The organism is Streptomyces sp. WZ.A104 (assembly GCF_002382885.1).
GTDB lineage: Bacteria > Actinomycetota > Actinomycetes > Streptomycetales > Streptomycetaceae > Streptomyces.
In genome coordinates, this window is sequence record NZ_NWVL01000056.1 from 16,076 (window position 1) to 31,798 (window position 15,723).

Here is a 15,723-nt window from a genome sequence, read left to right on the forward strand (position 1 = left end):
CGCCCGGAGCAGGGCCTCTACGAGTCTGCGCCGTTGCTCGGACGGATGTTGTGGTTGAGGTGGAAGAGGTTGGCCGGGTCGTAGGCGTCCTTGAGTGCCGTGAGGCGTGTGTAGGCAGCGTCTCCGTAGGCGTCGTGCACCCGGTCCGGTTCGGGTGTGAAGTTGAGGTATGAGGCCCCCGTGCCGAACGGCCGCATGAGGGCCGCGAAGGCGCGGCCGGCTGCGATCATCCGGCTGTCGTCGGCCGGGTCCGTCCACACGCAGATCGGGTGGAACAGATAGCGGGCGTCGCGGTGGGAGAAGGCGGTCGCCCCGTCGGGCACCGCGGCGATGCCCTGGCCGATGCGGAAGATGATCGCCTGGGTCAGGGGCGCCCCGAGCGCGGTGACCTCCGTGGCCCGGGCCAGGAAGGTGTCGATCGCGTCGTCGCCGAGTTCGCGCAGGTACTCGCCGCGCCAGTAGCTGCGGACGCCCCACGGCGCCATGGGGTCGGTGACGGCCTGGAAGGCGGTGTACGGCATCGGGCCGATGAGGTCGACGGCGGGGCCGAGGTCCTTGAGCGGTTGGATCACGTCGGCGCCCCGGTCGGCGTCGCCGACGTACATGGCCGCCATGCCCAGGACCTGCTTGCCCCGCAGTTCCTCGGGGACGAACGGCTCGGGCGGCGCGGTGAGGACCACGACCGCCGTCGCGAGCTCGTCGGGTGCGGCGTCGGCGAGGTCCCGCCAGGTACGCAGCACCTCGGGCGCGCGCTCGATCGGGAACATCGCGAGCCCGGCCAGGACAGTCGGGCCGAGGGGGTGCAGCCGGAACTCGAACTCGGTGACGACGCCGAAGTTGCCGCCACCGCCGCGCAGGCCCCAGAGCAGGTCGGCGTGTTCGTCCTTGCTCGCGCGCACCACCTTTCCGTCGGCGAGGACGACTTCGGCGGAGAGGAGGTTGTCGCAGGCCAGCCCGTACACGGAGGAGGTCCAGCCGTAGCCGCCGCCGGTGGTGAAACCGCCGATCCCGGTGGTGGTGACGCGCCCGCCGGGCGTATGGAGGCCGTGTTCCTGCGTGGCGGCGTCGAACTCGCCCCACAACACGCCTCCGCCGGCCCGCGCCGTCCGCGCGGCGGGATCCACGGTGATCGTCCTGAGCCCACTGAGGTCGATCAGCATGCCGTCGTCGCAGGTGCTCAGTCCGGCGACGCTGTGGCCGCCACCTCGGACCGCCACGACGAGCCGATGGTCGCGGGCCACCTCCACGGCGGCCACGACGTCCGCGGTGCTCGCACACCGGGCGATCACCGCCGGCCGCCGGTCGATCAGCGCGTTGAAGACCTCGCGGGCCTCGTCATAGCCCGCTTCCCCGGGCAGCAGGACCTGGCCCGCGAACCTCCCACGTAGCGTGGTCGCCGGGTCGGTGACGGTCATGGCTTCTCCTCCGGTGGTCTGCCTCTGCCGCGGTCGTCTCCGGGGCGGCCCTGCGCGTGCGTCTCGGGCGATGGGCCGGGCCGGCCCGCGTTTCTGTTGGCGGACCGCCAAGCGGAGCAGTGAGGCGGCCTGTGTACTCGCCTGAGCACTGCCGCAGTGACCGGACTTCCATTCTGCGGCCTCCCCCCGACTCCCGCGATCCGACCTGCCCGGTCGGACCACAGGACCACATCCGGGCCGGTCCTGCGTGGGGCCTTCGTTGTTCGTCGGCAGCAGTTCGTGGTCGAGGGCTTCGCAGAGGTTGCGGACCCGCAGGGCGCCCGTGGCCCGGTTGAGGACGGCGAGTGCTGCCACTGCCGGAGCCTCCCGTCGGCCGTGGGTCACCGCACGGCCCGGCCGCGCACCTCGGTCCGCCGGGCCGCAACGCACGTAGGGCAATCGTCATCCGCCCGAGCTGGAGGCCGGGGCGGGGCACGGGGTTGAATCGGTCTGGATCGCAGGTATCCGGACGGAAGGTCGACGTGGTGGCACGGAGCGGGAAGCGGCGGACACTGGTTCTCAGCGCGGTGGTGGCAGCAGTGGTGCTGGCGGGCGTCGGCCTTTACTGGTTCCAGCCCTGGAAGCTGTGGACGGACGAGAAGGTCAGCGAGGCACTCCCGAGCACGTCGCCCCTGCCGCCGACGCCAGCCGCTTCGCCCTCGGCCGGCTCCACGGCCACGCCGTCCGCACCGGCCGGACCCCGCACCGTCGCCCAGGGCGGGTTGATCAGCCACGAGCACACGACCACCGGTACGGCCAAGATCGTGCAGCTTCCCGACGGGTCACGGACGCTCCGGCTGGAGAGCCTGGACACCAGCAACGGCCCGGACCTGCGCGTCTGGCTGACCGATGCCCCCGTGAAGGAAGGCGAGGAGGGCTGGCACGTCTTCGACGACGGGAAGTACGTCAGCCTCGGCAAGCTCAAGGGCAACAAGGGCGACCAGAACTACCCGATCCCCGCTGACGTGCAACTCGCGGACTACACGAGCGTGACCATCTGGTGCGACCGGTTCGACGTCTCCTTCGGCGCGGCGGAGCTGGCGTAACGGCGACGGTGCTCTGTCCGGCGAGGGCGGGCAGACGCCTCGTCCGGCAAGGCCTCACGTCTGCACCGGGGGCTGACGTGGCGGTGTGGGTGAGGCGGGTGCGCAGGGTGGCTTCGAAGTCTTCGGCCCGGGCGAGCTGGACGCGGAGCTTGTCGACCTGCTCTGCGGCGGCCTGCTGGTAGGTCCGCACGCGCTCCAGCAGGGCTTCCCGATCGTCGGCATCGAGGTCGGTGCCGGCGTCGAGGCGGTCGGTGGCGTCGAGGAGGTCGCGCATCTGGTCGAGGGTGAAGCCGAGGGGTTTCATGCGGCGGATGACCATGAGCCGGGCGACGTCGGCTTCGCTGTAGAGGCGGAACCCGCCCTGGGAGCGGGCGGAGGGGACGACCAGGCCGGCCTCCTCGTAATGCCGGATGGTGCGCAGGGACAGCTCGGTGCGCGCGGCGACCTCGCCGATCTGCATGTGCTTGCCGTCCACGCCCGTAATCCTCTGGTCTTCCGCGTCGTCGTCGGCGGCCTCGGCCCGGTGGGCACCGCCGTTCTCTACTCTAACGTTAGGGTGGAGTTGCCTGGTGGTGAGGGTGGCCGACCGCTGCATCGGGCCGAGTTCGAGCACCTGGTCCGTGAGCGCCTCGGGGCGACTGCCGCGGCTCAGGTGTTCCGGAGCGGGCCTCGGTTGATCTGTGTGGCCGGCGACTATACGCGCTACGACCTCCATGCCGTGCGCGAGCACCGGCGCAGCATCGACCTGGTCCGCTGCTGCCTCTTCGGCAGGGACTTGATCGTCCCCGAGACCGTGGCAACGGCTGGGGGTCGGCCGGTACAGGGTAGGCCGGAGCGGCGCACCAGGCCGGTGCGTTCGGGGGGCGAGCGGATCGCAGAACTGGCGAAAGCGGCGGACGAGGTCCTGCTCGGTCTCGGCGACGGGATCACGAAGGTCCAGCGCAAGCAGTACAGCGCCTACCGCCGGCTGCAGAACTTCGCGAGCCTCTGCCCGCCGCAGCGGACCAAGGTCCACGTGTATCTCTCGCTCGACCGGACGCAGTCGACCTCGTTCCTGACTTCACCGGACCCAATCCTATGACTCAGACCCCATGGCGTGAAGCGCGGTGCCCCCCTCCTGGCCTCACTGTCGGCGACGCGGTTTCTCACGTGTCAACTCGCTGCACACGGAGCCTCTCCAGGGACCAGGCGTCCAGCACCGCCCACTCCGTGTGCCCGACGACTTCCACCGCGCGCCCTTCCAACGACGGTGCGTCTGCTTGGGGGGCTCCCGTAGGGAACAGTCACCACAGCTCGTCGAGGCGGCATCAGCAGGGCCTGCAACCCGGGTCTCGGTGGCTGCACGTACGGTCTGCGCATGACTGATCGGTGGTGGGTGCGCGTACGTCAGCGGGTCGAGGCGGCGGGTGCAGGGCCTGGGGGTAGCAAGGTGTTCGGGGCATCGGGGCACAAGTGGGTCGTGGAGGAGCCGCTAACCCAGGATGAGCTTGCCGAACTCGAGGCTCAGACAGGCGTGGGGCTGCCGGAGGAATACCGGGCCTTCCTGCTCTACGTTGGCGCGGGCGGCGCCGGTCCCGCATACGGCCTGTTCCCGGTTCGGCGCGTACAAGACCGCTGGCGTTGGGAAGGCGACGGCGCGGATCTGGCCGACCTGTCGAGACTTGCCGAGCCATTTCCCGCCCAGGGCCCGGACCCGAAGCTGCTCGACGAACTTCTCGCCCAACGCCCGGAGGAAGAAGACTTCGACAACATCGAGGACTTCGACGACGCCATCGAGGCGTGGGACGAGCGGTGGGAGGCTGTCATGTTTGCTCCGGAGCGCACCGTCGGTGCCATCGTGATCTCCCATCTGGGCTGCGCCCAGAGAGAGTGGCTGATCGTCAGTGGCCGGCACCGCGGCACGATCTGGTCCGACCGTCGGGTGGACGATGCTGACCTCGTGCCGCTCCTCGACGATGACGGTATGCCAGTGAAGTTCGCCCGCTGGTACACCGACTGGCTGGAGACAGCCGAGAGTCCGGCCCCGTAGGCCCGTCGTCTTGTGTGCTCAACCTGTTTTCCGAAAGACACAGGATGAACACGGCGCGCGCTCATCGACGTCGCCGACCTGCTGCTTCGCGGCCTGTGCAGAGGTGGTGGACGCGCCTCCCCGGCCCAGCTCTTACGGTCGGCGGGACATCTTGACGCTCCGGTGACGCTCGTTCTGATGGACTGTCAATGATGTCGAAGTCTGATGATGAGAGCGCACCGTTTCCATCCCGGACCAGGCCATGCGCAGCGGCAGAGCCACGACACCGTGGGTCGGCCCGTGCAGCTCGTTCAGTGACTCCGGCGGACGGCGGCGGAACTCCTCCCGGTGCGGCATGGGGTCCTCGGCGTCCGCGCCTGGGACGCCCCTCGGGGTGGGCGCGGGATGCTGTGGGCTGGAGGGCATGACTCCTTCATGGCGGCCGGGGACATTGCGAGGGCCCTGATGGGCGAGCCGGTGTCCGGACCGGGCGGAGGCGGATCTCCGGCGCCGGCACTTCGTCGCTGCTCCTGCGTGAAGAACGATGCCCCGGGCGCTTCGCGGAGTGGCCGAGCCGCCTGTCTGCTCCGCGCATGCGGGTGCGCGGGCGGGTGTCGCAAGGCCCGCCACTCCGTGTCCGTACCGGGGCTGTCTACGGCTCTTCGGCGCTGACGAGGAGCAGTGTGTGGGGCCAGAGCGTGTCGAGGACCGCGGGATCGTTCTTGAGTTTGGCGAACAGCACCAGCCCCTCCAGATGGGCGATTACTGCGCGTGCGACCGACTGTCCGGCGTGCTCGCGAGGGATGGCGCCTTCGTCCGCGGCCTGGCCGAGCACGTCGCCGATCAGCGCGGTCTGCTCGTCGAAGATCTCTTCCAGCCTGGCTCGAACGTCAGGTTCCTGGGTGCTGAGTTCGAGGGTGAGGTTCCCGAGCAGGCAGCCGTCGACCGTGCCGCAGGTCTCCTTCCTGTGCCGCTGGACCTGTGCCATGCCCTCCAGCAGCCGGCGGAGCCGGACCAGGGCGGGGTCCGGGCCGTCCAGCGCCAGGGTCCAGGCGCCGCGCTGGCCTTCCCAGTGGGCGTTGACCGCCTGGAGGGTGAGGTCCTGTTTCGAGGTGAAGAAGTGGTAGAAGCTGCCCTTCTTGACCTCTGCCGCGGCGCAGATCTCCGCCACTCCCAGGCTGCTGTACCCCCGGTGCCGCATGAGTTCGCCGGTGGCGTCGAGGAGCCGCTCGCGTGCGGTGCTGGTGCGTCCCATGGCCGCAAGTATACGGCCGGTCAACTAATTCGGAGGTGCGCCGGGTGGCGTAGTAGTTGACCGGTCGTCTAGCATGTCTTCCGGAGGCGGTCCCGACGCCCGCGTCCGGTTGACCATTCGCCCCGATTCCGGGGCATACACCACTTCATGGAGGGCCACATGTCCGTACCTGTCTCTGTCGTCATCGCCTACCACAGCGGATTCGGGCACACGGCCCGGCAGGCGGCGGCCGTGGCGGAGGGCGCCGCGGCGGTGCCTGGCGTCCTGGCCGATCTGCGGGACGTCTCCACGCTCGACGAGGGCCTGTGGGCGGCCCTGGCGGAGGCGGAGGCGATCGTCTTCGGCTCACCCACGTACATGGGCGCCACCTCGGCCGTGTTCCAGCGCTTCGTGGAGGCCAGTGCCCCCGTCTGGGCCGCGCGCGGGTGGCAGGGCAAGCTCGCCGCCGGGTTCACCAACTCGGCGGGGGTGAACGGCAACAAGGACAACGCGCTGCTGTCCATGACGGTCCTTGCGGCCCAGCACGGCATGAACTGGGTTCCGCTTGGCCTGATGCCCGGCTGGATCTACAGCTCCGGCGGCAGTCCCGAGGACCTGAACCGGCTTGGTTCGTTCGTGGGAGCCATGGCGCAGTCGCCCTCCGACCTCGGCCCGGAGGAGTCCCCTGCAGAGGCCGATCTGCGGACCGCGCGGCATCTCGGCGAGCATGTCGCCCGGACGGCGCTGCAGTTCGTGCACGGGCGCGAGGCCGTCGAAGCCCTGGCGGTGACGGCGTGAGCGCCGGACGCCTCGGTGATCTGCTGGGCATAGCCCTTCCCGTCGTGCAGGGACCGTTCGGCGGGGGCCTGTCCTCGGTCGCCCTGGCCTCGGCCGTGTCCGAAGGGGGAGGGCTGGGCTCCTACGGGGCGCACCTCCTTGAGCCGCGGGAGATCACGGGTCTCGTCGGCGAGTTGAAGGCCCGGACCAGCCACCCGTTCGCCGTCAACCTCTGGGTCCCCCACCAGGACGAGGCCGGACCGTGGCCGGACGCCGCCGAACTGGCCCCCCACATCCGGCGGCTGCACCCCTGCTACGACGAACTCGGGCTGCCCGCGGTGGCGGTCGAGGACGTCACGCCGGGGCCGGACTTCGACGCCCAGGTGGACGCGCTGCTCGCGGCAGCGCCCCCGGTCATCAGCTTCGTGATGGGCCTCCCGCCCCGAAGGGTGATGGACGAGGCGCGCCGCCGCGGCATCGCGGTGATCGGCACGGCGACCACCGTGGACGAGGCCGTCGCACTGGAGCGCGCCGGCGTCGACGCCGTCGTGGCCTCCGGCGCCGATGCCGGCGGCCACCGGGGCGCCTTCCTGCGGCCGGTACGGGAGTCGCTCGTGGGGACGTTCTCGCTCGTGCCCCAGGTAGCCGACGCCGTGAGCGTTCCCGTCGTCGCCGCCGGCGGGATCGCCGACGGCCGGGGGATGGCCGCGGCGCTCGCCCTGGGCGCCGACGCCGTCCAGATCGGCACCGCCTTCCTCGCCACCCGCGAATCAGGGGCGAGCGAAGCCCACAAAAGGGCACTCGGCTCCCCCGAGGCCCGCACCACCGTTCTCACGCGTCTCTTCACGGGCCGGACCGCCCGCGGAATCGTGAACCGGTTCGTCCGTGACATGGCCCCGTACGAGGAGACCGTGCCCGCGTACCCCGTGCAGAGCGCGCTGATGCAGTCCGTCCGTCGTGAAGCCGGTGCCCAAGGGCGGGAGGATCTCAGCAGCCTGTGGGCCGGTCAGGCCGCGGCACTCGCCGGTGGCGCATGTGGCGCGCGTGACTACCTCAGCTTGCTCATGGACGACTTCCGGGCACGGGGAGGTCAGGGAGCCTGACAGGTCGGATCGTCGACGACGGCGGTGTTGGCGGGGACTATGACGGGCGGATCGTCGTGCCGCACCAGCGGGTGGTGACATAGGCGCGCTTGCCGGCTCCCACGCATTTGGTGGTGAGGTCGCCGAAGCCGTCGGGCATGTTGAAGACCTCGGCCGGGGTGTTGTCCCCCGAGCGCCCCTGGACCGGCGCGTCCCCTTTGCCGCGCTCGTCGTTGTACTGCTGGGAACAGCCGCTGACCAGGCCGATGGCCGCGATCACCAGAATCACGCGCCGAAACGCAGGGGACATGCCGTGCATCGTCGATCCTCTCGGACAGGGAACGGGCGGGGTGGAAGCGGGGGCGAGGGGAGCGGGTCGGTGCCGCGGGCGGAAGCGGGGGCGGCGCTGAAGCGCCGTGCACGGGAGACCTCATGGGGGCGTTCAGCCGAGGGTGGCTTCCGGTGGGATGTGGAGGGTGAAGGGGCAGGAGTCGTAGGGCCGACCGTTGATCTGGAGTTGTACGCGGTGCGCGCCCGGGTGGTGTCGACGTGTGCTGAGTGGCCGGAGCGGGTGGCGGCGGACGCCCGAGCGGCGCTCGCCGGGGAGGAGGTCGCGACTGGTGAGTTTGAAGACCTTGGGGGAGAGGCTGCCGTTCGCCTTTCGGTAGTGGACGACGTAGTCGATGACGAGTCGCGCGGTACGGGGCCCGGTGTTGGTCACCTCGTAGCCGAAGACCAGGTCCTCGCCCAGTTGCACGTGGGGTGTGCGGACGTCGGGGCCGACGACCCGGACACGGACGTCGGGGTCGTGGCCGAGGAGGGCCAGCGCGTCACGGTCGCCGGCCTTGACGAGGGTGCGCAGGCCGTGCCGGACCAGGGCCGGTGTGGTGGGTGCGGGCTCGGCGAGCCAGCGGGCGGCGGTGGTGACGGCCGTGCCGGGGTGGTCGTGGCTGATGTCGTTGAGGTGGTTGGCCACTGAGCGCCTGACGTACTCGCTCGGGTCTCGGTACAGCGCGTCCAGGATGGGCAGGGCCGGGGTGGGATCGGCGACGAACGCGGTCAGCCGGGACGCCCAGGGGAGGCGCGGGCGGGTGCCCTCGCTCGCCAGGCGCCGTACGTGCGGATCGGGGTGACGGGTCCACAGCATCGCCCGTTCCAGGGCCCGTGGCGGATCGGCGCTGAGGAAGGGGCGTACCGCCATCTCCGCGGTGAGCAGCGGAGTGAGGGTGGCGAGCAGATCGAGACCCGGCTCGAACACGTCGGACGCCAGGGCGCGTTCGGTGACGGCTGCGTTGACGGGGAAGGTCATCCAGCCGGTGAATTCGGGTTGGCGCAGGGCCGCGTGGACGACGTCGGCGAAGGCGGGGTAGGCGTCCGGAAGGTCGGCGAGGACGGCTTCCTTCACGGCGGTGACGCGCCGACTGAACGCCAGGTCCTCGAGCAGGGCTCCGCAGCCGCGGAGGGCAGTCGCCGGTGCGGCGCCTCCTGCCGCCATGACGGAGGCCAGCAGGTCCGTGGTGCGAGGGTTGATCAGTTCGTCGGCCGTGGGCACGACTGTCCCTTCTCCTCGGTGCCGTACCGGGCGGCGTGCTCGCCCTGCGCGGTCGGGCGCGCCGCCCGGTACCGGCACGGCTACGGCTGGGCGCTGTGCAGTACTTCGGCGTGCCGCATCTCGTGGACCTCTCCGATCAGGCTGAAGAACTCCCCGGCGGCCGGGTCTGCGGGCATCTCCTCCGCCGCGCGGGCGGCTGCCTCCGGCGAGGCCCAGAGGATGAGGTCGAGCAGGGAGCCGTCCTCGTATCGGGCGAGGTGCGCGCCGAGGAAGTCGGACCCGTACCGCTCACGCAGAAGGGTGATCAGCTTGGCGCGGTGGGCGGTCAGCCGCTCGGGGTCGGCGCAGGCGAAGCGGACGTACTCGATCGTCGTGCTCATGGGATCCCTTTCCTATCGACTCACGGATTTATACCTCTAAATCCGTGAGTGGAAGCTATCACGGATTCGGCACAGGGAATCCGTGGGTCCGGTAGGTTGATGACATGTCCCTCAAGAACCTGCGCGAGATGCCGTGGATCGGCGAGCGGCCGGTCCTCGACGTGGCCAACACCGTCGTCGTCGGAGCCGGTCACGCGGGTGGCGACGTCGACCTGCTGGCAGAACCGGAACTTCTGGCGTCCTGGCGGGAGAAGGCGTGCGACCGGGAGCTGGCCGACCTCCCCCTGGAGGACCTCGCGGAGCTGCGCGTCCCGGTCAGGGCAGCGCTGGACGCGGCGGCGCGGCAGGCCCCGCTGCCGGGGCTGGCGAGGGTGCGACTGAACGCGCTGGCCGCGCGGGCCCCCGTGACCTTCCGGGTCGACGACGCCGGTCACCTCGCGGAGCGGGAGGCCGGCGGGCCCGTCGCGGCGACGGTCGCCCGGCAGGCGCTCGTGCTGGCCGCCGGGCCGGAGCGGGCGCGCTTGCGGCGCTGCCCCGCGCCGAGCTGCGGGATGTTCTTCCTCGCGCGCAGACGGGATCAGGCGTGGTGTTCGATCGGCTGCGGCAACCGGGCGCGCGCCGCGCGCCGCAGCGAGCAGCGCGCGGACTGAACCCGGCCCTTCCCTTCGTCGGCCGTCGCGAGTCCCGCCTCCCGCAGGTTCCGGGCGAGTTGTCCGGTCCACGAGCCGAAGGTCGCGACGGCATCCGGATCAACATCGTCAACGCCCCGGACGGAGGCTGGGGCATGGGAGGCCACGCCTGCACCGGGGAGCGTCTGGGGGAAGCCATCACCCAGGCGGCCGCCGCGGGCGGGGCGCACGCCTGACCAACCCGCCGGCGCTCCGGCGACCTGAGATCTACGAATGAGGAACCTCGGGCCGTCAGAGGTGAGCGGAGCCCGGCGTCGATGAAGGCCGGCGGGCGCACCTTCCTCCCTGCCGGAACTCATCCGGGTGGTGGACACGGTTGCGTGCCCCGTGTGCTACTGCCTACGCCTCGACGCCGGGCGGGTCGCGCGTCGACGATCTTGAGGGAGGAACGGTGAGGGTTTCACGTCTGCGGCACATCCCGGGGATCGGGGTGGACGTGATCGGTGACGCGGCGGACGCCGCCAAGGATCCCGACATGCTTCGTCTGGAGAATCTGGACACCGATCTGCGTCCGCCCAGGATCGCGCTCGAGGTCACCCGGACCGCCGTGGAGGACGACGCCGCCAACAGCTATCTGCCGTTCCAGGGGCATCGAGGGCTGCGGGAGGCCGCCGCCACCCATGTTTCCCGGCTGTCCGGGGTCCACTACGATCCGGCCACCGAATGCGTGAGCGCCGCCGGAGGGCTCAACGCGCTGCTGAACGTGCTCCTGGCCACGGTGGAGCCCGGTCAGGAGGTTGTCGTCTGCGACCCGGTGTACGCGGGGTTGGTCAACCGCATTCGGCTGGTGGGAGGAGTTCCCCGCCACGTGCCGTGCACCCCCACCCCCGGGGGCTGGCAGGTCGATCCGGAAGAGCTCGCCGCAGCGGTGGGACCCGGCACCGCTGCGGTGCTGGCCATGACACCGGCCATGCCGACCGGTGCCCTGCTTGGCCCGAGTCACTGGAAGGCTCTCGCTCCTGTTCTGGAGAGGCATGACTGCTGGCTGATCCACAACGCGGCGATGGAACGCATCCTGTTCGACGGCAACCGCCCGGCGCATCCGGCCGCGCACCCCGCTCTCGCGGAACGGACCATCACCGTCGGCTCGGCGTCCAAGGAGCTGCGCCTGATCGGCTGGCGGGTGGGGTGGGTCGTGGGTCCGTCCCGGATCATCTCCGACATCGCACTGGTGGGGATGACCAATGTCGTGTGTCAAGTGGGAATCGCCCAACAGGCCGTCGCCGCAGCGCTCGACGCCTCCGACGCCGACGAGGACGTCGCCGCGGCCACACGCGTCTGGGAGCGGCGCCGGAGCATCGTGATCCGGCAGCTCGACGGCTACCCGCTCGTACGACCGCACGGCGGCTGGTCCCTCCTGCTCGACACCGCCGCGCTGGGACTGGCTCCGGGTGAGGCGTCCGAGCGTCTGTTCCGCCGCGGGCGGGTCGCCGCGACACCGATGACGGGGTGGGGCCCCAGTGGCGACAGGTATCTGCGGCTGGTCTTCGCCAACGAACCCACCGACCGCCTCGCTGATCTGCGCGAACGCTTCCGTGCGGCCTTCGGATGACCGTCATGTCAGCCTCAGGTCGCACACGGTCGCGACCTGGGCTTGATGTGGGGAAGGCAGTCGTGCACCCAGCATGACCGTGTGACCGAAACACCGCCGGGACTGTACGTGTCCCTTCTGGAAACCGTGCTTGTGGTAGGTGCCGTCGCGCTTGTGACGGCCCGCTGGCTCCCCCGACGGATGCGCCGGCCGGCCGCGATCGGTGCCGGAGTCGTGGTCCTGTTGTCCGGTGTGGCGCTGGTGTGGGGTTCGCTGCGGTGGCAGATGGTGCCCGTCCTGGCCGGCACCGCACTCGTCCTGCCGTTCGCCGTCGCGGCCGAGCTGCGAGTGCGCGGCGGGCGGCCGCCGCGCAGGGCTCGATGGTGGGCGGCTTTGCCGGCGTCGCTGGTGTGTCTGTGTCTGATCGCGGTCGGCCCGGCCGCCGCCTGGGTTTTGCCCGTGCCGGAGTTCCCGGCGCCGTCCGGCCCCTTCGCCGTGGGCACCAGCGTGGTGCAGTGGACCGACGCCAACCGTCCCGAGGACGCCACCCCCGACGAGGACGACCGGCGCACTGTCGTCGTGCAGTTGTGGTACCCGGCGCAAAAGAGCCCGGAGGATGCGCGGCGTGCCGCCTACCTCGGGCGCACGGACCGCGAGGCGGGGACCGTCTCCGACGCCCTCGCCGACTACGTCGGCATACCCGGGTTCCTGCTCGACGGCCTGCCCCGCGCCCGTACCCATGCGGTGGTCGACGCGCCGGTGGCCGACGGCAAGGGACGCTTCCCGGTCGTGCTGTTCTCCCCGGGTCTGGGCGGCGTACGTACCCAGAATTCGGCGTGGGCGCAGGAACTGGCCAGCCACGGCTACGTCGTCGCGGCCCTCGACCATCCCTACGACTCGGCCGCCGTCGTCCTCGCCGACGGCCGGACCATCCGCACGAAGGTCACCGCCTCGGGTGATGACGACCGTGACGAGGAGCTGGCGGTCGGGTGGACCGCAGTCCGGGCAGCCGACCTGGGCTTCGTCCTCAGTCAGTTGGACCGTGTAGCGCGAGGCGAGATCCCGGGGCCGGTGAGCGGGCGCATGGACACCGGACGGGTCGCCGTTGCCGGTCACTCCCTCGGCGGAGGAGCCGCCCTGCAGGCAGCTCGCCAGGACGATCGGTTCGACGCCGTCATCGACCTGGACGGCTTTCCGCACGACCCCGCCCCGACACGTTTCCCGCAACCGGTGCTGGCGTTGACCCAGGACGTCAGCCGGGACATCGACCCGGACTACCTCCCCCGCCTCACCCATGTGCTCAGCTTGAGCGGCGCGACCAGTTACCGGCTCACCGTCCCAGGCGCGGCCCATCTCACGTTCACGGACGCTCCGCTCTACATGCCCCCGGTGGAGTCGATCGTGGGATCACGAGGCCGTACCGATGGACCGCGCGTCACCGCCGCCGCATCCCTGGCCTTCCTCAACGCCACGCTGCGCGAGCAGCCGGATGACCTGGCCGCCGTTCTGCGCGCTCACGGTGTTCTCACCGTCCACTCCCCGCGCGGCAGTGGCTGAGGAAGGTGTGCGGCCCGCCCGCTGCCGCAGGCGCCCGGGCGGCCGGTCCGTGCGACCGTCGCAGCAGGGGTGCGGTCCGCCGGTCGTTGATTCACACGGCCTTGGGCAGGTTCGGGGGCTGGAGGCAGAGGCCGAAGGATGGGGGTGCGCCACGTACATCTGGGCGAGAGTGGCGGCCCGCTGTCGGTGGGCGAGGTCGGCGGTGCCGAAATGGATGCCGACCGGGATGTATGGATGCCGGTGAAGTGGTGCGGGGTGCGATGCGGGAACCATGTCCGGAGTGAACGAGGACGGGCTTGTGCAGGGGCGTGGTCTTGGCAGCATGCCCCGCTCTGACCGGAGGGACGGGCTGCGGCCATGACGCTCTGTGCCCCCGCACGCAGGCCAGTCGGCCGAGAAATGGCCTCTGACCTGGAACTTTCCGAGATCAGCTCAGTCCGACACCTTTCCGATGACCCAGCATGTCGAGTGCGTCGCGATCCTGGAGCCGGTGGCAAAGGGCGCCTGACCTGCAGGTTTGTCGATGCGCATTATGTGCACTGTGGGCGTTACGGGCGATATCTTGACGCTGAAATGACGCTCGTGACGCTCGTCCCAAGTGGATCCTGATGGGATCTCAGCGAGGGAAAGCCGCTTCCCGAACCAGGTGGGACCTGCTTCGGGAAGCGGCTTGGATTGTGCGCTGGGCGAAGGTCAGCGCGGAGTGGGTGTCGGGCCTGCAACGGCCCAACGTGCGGAGCGGGGTTGTCCACGGGGTGGCTACTAGCGGGTTGTCATGAGCTACGCGCGCTGCGTGCGAGCCAGGGAGTGAGAGTGGTGTCCGCGATCAGTTCCTTGTAGGTCTCGTCGCCGGGGAGGGGGACGATGAGCCACTGGCCCGGGGGGAAGAACCGGCCCTTCGTGTGGGCGAGTCCGCCGTACACGGAGCGGAGGAACGCCGGGACGGAGTCCCGGGGCACGTCGTGGAACTCGACGTGATCCACGGTGATTTTCGCATCGTCCTCGGGAAAGACCCGGACGCTCACGGCGGGGGAGCCGGCCAGTTCGACGAATGCCTCGTGCGGCAATGAGCCGTCGGGGTCGAGGGTCTCGAAGACGCCCGCCGAGGTGCGGCGTGACGTCTGGTCGGCGCCGATGTCGTCGGTGACGGTCATCGCCAGGCGGTAGTCGTCCGCAATCTTGCGAATCGCGGTGACGGCGGCCTCGGTGGTCGGCAGGTGGGGGTGTTCCATGGTCACGATTCTTCCTCACTGGGGGTGGGCCGCGTCATATGGGCGCGTCGTCGCCGGTCTGCCTCAGAACGCGTTGGCGGGTCCGTGCCAGAGCGGCGGGGTGGGCGCGTTCCGCGTGCCAGGGCCGGTGCAGGTGGTCGGACTCGCACCGGGGCACGAGGTGGACGTGGAGGTGGAAGACGTCCTGCCAGCCCGCCGGACGGTTGGCCTGGAACAGTGTCATGCCGTCCGGGGTGAACACGCCGTCGAGGAGCGCGGCCATGCGGTGCGCGGTGCGCATCACAGCCGCCGCGTCGTCCTCGGCAATGGCCCAGATGTCGGTGGCGTGGACCTTGGGGATGACGAGGGTGTGCCCTTCCATCACCGCGGTGTTGTCGAGGAAGGCGACGGTCGACTCGTCCTCGAACAGGATCTCGGCGTGGAGCCGGCCGGTGACGATGGCACAGAACTCGCAGGTTGTCTCAGAGGTCATCGCGGTCAGGCTGTCCCGGGTCGGTCTCGATGAGCTGCCGCCACCGTCGCACGGCGGCCCGGTCGATCGGCGTGTCCCAGCCGCCGTGGCGCACGGACGTGCCGACGTGGAAGGTGTCGAGGCCGTGGGCGCGCAGGATCGGTACGTGGCGTGTCATCAGGCCGCCACCGGCCATGACGTTCACCTCATAGCCGCGCTCGCCCTGCCGGCCGGCTTCCGCGGTCAGGACGTCCAGTCCGCGCTCGACGCCGGGGACGGAGCCCGCCGTCAGTACGGTGTCCAGGCCCGGCAGTCCGTGGAGGGCGCGGCGCAGGGCGTCACGGTCGCTCGCGTGGTCCAGGGCGCGGTGGAACGTCCAGCGACAGCCCGGCACCGACGCGAGGAGGGCGGTCACCGAGGGCAGGTCCAGAGTTCCCTCCGGGGTGAGGAAGCCGAGTACGAAGGCATCGGCTCCCGCCGCCCGGAGTGCCGAGGCCGCTTCGCCGAGCCGGTCCAGGTCGGTCGGCTGGAATCCGTTGCTGTCCCGCAGCATGATCCGCAGGGGGACCGTGACGGCCTCGCGCACGCGGAGGAAGTCGGGCAATGAGGGGGTCAGGCCGTCGGAGGCCATGTCCGTGGCCAGTTCCAGGCGGTTGGCGCCGCCCGCCACGGCGTCCATGGCCTCCTGCGCGGAGGTGACGACCACTTCCAGGATGGGTTCCGTCATGAT

Annotated in this window: 16 protein-coding genes and 2 pseudogenes; 9 read left to right on the forward strand and 9 right to left on the reverse strand. The window is 70.6% G+C overall.

The window, feature by feature from the left end; translation table 11 throughout:
* Positions 1–17: 17 nt before the first annotated feature.
* Positions 18–1,415, reverse strand: coding sequence for an FAD-binding oxidoreductase (locus tag CIB93_RS26190; RefSeq protein WP_096630347.1), 1,398 nt, complete (start codon positions 1,413–1,415; stop codon positions 18–20).
* 524 nt (positions 1,416–1,939) lie between these two features.
* On the opposite strand from CIB93_RS26190, the gene CIB93_RS26195 reads away from it, so the two are divergent.
* Positions 1,940–2,500: a DM13 domain-containing protein gene (locus CIB93_RS26195; protein ID WP_373558807.1), complete on the forward strand. Its 561-nt coding sequence runs from the start codon at positions 1,940–1,942 to the stop codon at positions 2,498–2,500.
* Positions 2,501–2,570: 70 nt separating this feature from the next.
* Here CIB93_RS26195 and CIB93_RS26200 read toward each other — a convergent pair.
* A pseudogene (locus CIB93_RS26200) lies at positions 2,571–2,975 on the reverse strand (MerR family transcriptional regulator); the annotation flags it as partial.
* Positions 2,976–3,092: 117 nt separating this feature from the next.
* Between CIB93_RS26200 and CIB93_RS39115 the strand changes: the two are divergent.
* Positions 3,093–3,565 (forward strand): annotated as a pseudogene (locus CIB93_RS39115) (transporter); the annotation flags it as partial.
* A 292-nt stretch (positions 3,566–3,857) separates the two neighbouring features.
* Positions 3,858–4,529, forward strand: coding sequence for an SMI1/KNR4 family protein (locus CIB93_RS26210; protein WP_096630349.1), 672 nt, complete (start codon positions 3,858–3,860; stop codon positions 4,527–4,529).
* Between the two features lie 631 nt (positions 4,530–5,160).
* Here CIB93_RS26210 and CIB93_RS26220 read toward each other — a convergent pair.
* Entirely contained in the window at positions 5,161–5,763 is a 603-nt protein-coding gene (locus CIB93_RS26220; RefSeq protein WP_096630351.1) for a TetR/AcrR family transcriptional regulator, read from the reverse strand.
* 159 nt (positions 5,764–5,922) lie between these two features.
* On the opposite strand from CIB93_RS26220, the gene CIB93_RS26225 reads away from it, so the two are divergent.
* Positions 5,923–6,540, forward strand: coding sequence for a flavodoxin family protein (locus tag CIB93_RS26225; RefSeq protein WP_096630353.1), 618 nt, complete (start codon positions 5,923–5,925; stop codon positions 6,538–6,540).
* Positions 6,537–7,622: a nitronate monooxygenase family protein gene (locus tag CIB93_RS26230; RefSeq protein ID WP_096630354.1), complete on the forward strand. Its 1,086-nt coding sequence runs from the start codon at positions 6,537–6,539 to the stop codon at positions 7,620–7,622. Before CIB93_RS26225 ends, CIB93_RS26230 begins: the two co-directional genes overlap by 4 nt.
* A gap of 37 nt (positions 7,623–7,659) precedes the next feature.
* On the opposite strand, the gene CIB93_RS26235 is transcribed toward CIB93_RS26230, so the two are convergent.
* From CIB93_RS26235 to CIB93_RS26245, 3 genes are all read right to left on the reverse strand, one after another.
* The gene (locus tag CIB93_RS26235) at positions 7,660–7,911 is read right to left on the reverse strand and encodes a hypothetical protein (protein WP_218839798.1); all 252 of its coding nucleotides are present in this window, start codon (positions 7,909–7,911) and stop codon (positions 7,660–7,662) included.
* Positions 7,912–8,043: 132 nt separating this feature from the next.
* On the reverse strand, positions 8,044–9,153 hold the full coding sequence (locus CIB93_RS26240) for a DNA alkylation repair protein (RefSeq protein ID WP_096630356.1): 1,110 nt from the start codon (positions 9,151–9,153) through the stop codon (positions 8,044–8,046).
* A gap of 80 nt (positions 9,154–9,233) precedes the next feature.
* Positions 9,234–9,533, reverse strand: coding sequence for a hypothetical protein (locus CIB93_RS26245; RefSeq protein WP_096630358.1), 300 nt, complete (start codon positions 9,531–9,533; stop codon positions 9,234–9,236).
* Positions 9,534–9,637: 104 nt separating this feature from the next.
* Here CIB93_RS26245 and CIB93_RS26250 point away from each other — a divergent pair, with 104 nt between their 5' ends.
* The 4 genes from CIB93_RS26250 to CIB93_RS26260 all read left to right on the forward strand — a co-directional run bounded on the left by CIB93_RS26250 (position 9,638) and on the right by CIB93_RS26260 (position 13,310).
* On the forward strand, positions 9,638–10,183 hold the full coding sequence (locus tag CIB93_RS26250; protein WP_096630360.1) for an ABATE domain-containing protein: 546 nt from the start codon (positions 9,638–9,640) through the stop codon (positions 10,181–10,183).
* A gap of 59 nt (positions 10,184–10,242) precedes the next feature.
* On the forward strand, positions 10,243–10,398 hold the full coding sequence (locus tag CIB93_RS38115; protein WP_179500256.1) for a hypothetical protein: 156 nt from the start codon (positions 10,243–10,245) through the stop codon (positions 10,396–10,398).
* 215 nt (positions 10,399–10,613) lie between these two features.
* On the forward strand, positions 10,614–11,774 hold the full coding sequence (locus tag CIB93_RS26255) for a pyridoxal phosphate-dependent aminotransferase (RefSeq protein WP_096630361.1): 1,161 nt from the start codon (positions 10,614–10,616) through the stop codon (positions 11,772–11,774).
* A 45-nt stretch (positions 11,775–11,819) separates the two neighbouring features.
* Entirely contained in the window at positions 11,820–13,310 is a 1,491-nt protein-coding gene (locus CIB93_RS26260; protein WP_096630363.1) for a dienelactone hydrolase family protein, read from the forward strand.
* 773 nt (positions 13,311–14,083) lie between these two features.
* Here the strand turns inward: CIB93_RS26260 and CIB93_RS26265 are convergent.
* From CIB93_RS26265 to CIB93_RS26275, 3 genes are read right to left on the reverse strand one after another with little or no spacing between them, the layout of a single operon-like run.
* On the reverse strand, positions 14,084–14,542 hold the full coding sequence (locus CIB93_RS26265) for a hypothetical protein (RefSeq protein WP_096630365.1): 459 nt from the start codon (positions 14,540–14,542) through the stop codon (positions 14,084–14,086).
* Between the two features lie 34 nt (positions 14,543–14,576).
* Positions 14,577–15,014, reverse strand: coding sequence for an HIT family protein (locus CIB93_RS26270; protein ID WP_096630366.1), 438 nt, complete (start codon positions 15,012–15,014; stop codon positions 14,577–14,579).
* Complete coding sequence (locus tag CIB93_RS26275) at positions 15,004–15,723, reverse strand: copper homeostasis protein CutC (protein ID WP_373558808.1); 720 nt, start codon at positions 15,721–15,723, stop codon at positions 15,004–15,006. Before CIB93_RS26275 ends, CIB93_RS26270 begins: the two co-directional genes overlap by 11 nt.

Coding starts and splice junctions, on each gene's coding strand:
- CIB93_RS26265 (WP_096630365.1), bottom strand. CDS start 14,542: ATGGAACACCCCCACCTGCCGACCACCGAGGCCGCCGTCACCGCGATT.
- CIB93_RS26270 (WP_096630366.1), bottom strand. CDS start 15,014: ATGACCTCTGAGACAACCTGCGAGTTCTGTGCCATCGTCACCGGCCGG.
- CIB93_RS26235 (WP_218839798.1), bottom strand. CDS start 7,911: ATGTCCCCTGCGTTTCGGCGCGTGATTCTGGTGATCGCGGCCATCGGC.
- CIB93_RS26225 (WP_096630353.1), top strand. CDS start 5,923: ATGTCCGTACCTGTCTCTGTCGTCATCGCCTACCACAGCGGATTCGGG.
- CIB93_RS26220 (WP_096630351.1), bottom strand. CDS start 5,763: ATGGGACGCACCAGCACCGCACGCGAGCGGCTCCTCGACGCCACCGGC.
- CIB93_RS26250 (WP_096630360.1), top strand. CDS start 9,638: ATGTCCCTCAAGAACCTGCGCGAGATGCCGTGGATCGGCGAGCGGCCG.
- CIB93_RS26245 (WP_096630358.1), bottom strand. CDS start 9,533: ATGAGCACGACGATCGAGTACGTCCGCTTCGCCTGCGCCGACCCCGAG.
- CIB93_RS26210 (WP_096630349.1), top strand. CDS start 3,858: ATGACTGATCGGTGGTGGGTGCGCGTACGTCAGCGGGTCGAGGCGGCG.
- CIB93_RS26190 (WP_096630347.1), bottom strand. CDS start 1,415: ATGACCGTCACCGACCCGGCGACCACGCTACGTGGGAGGTTCGCGGGC.
- CIB93_RS26260 (WP_096630363.1), top strand. CDS start 11,820: ATGTGGGGAAGGCAGTCGTGCACCCAGCATGACCGTGTGACCGAAACA.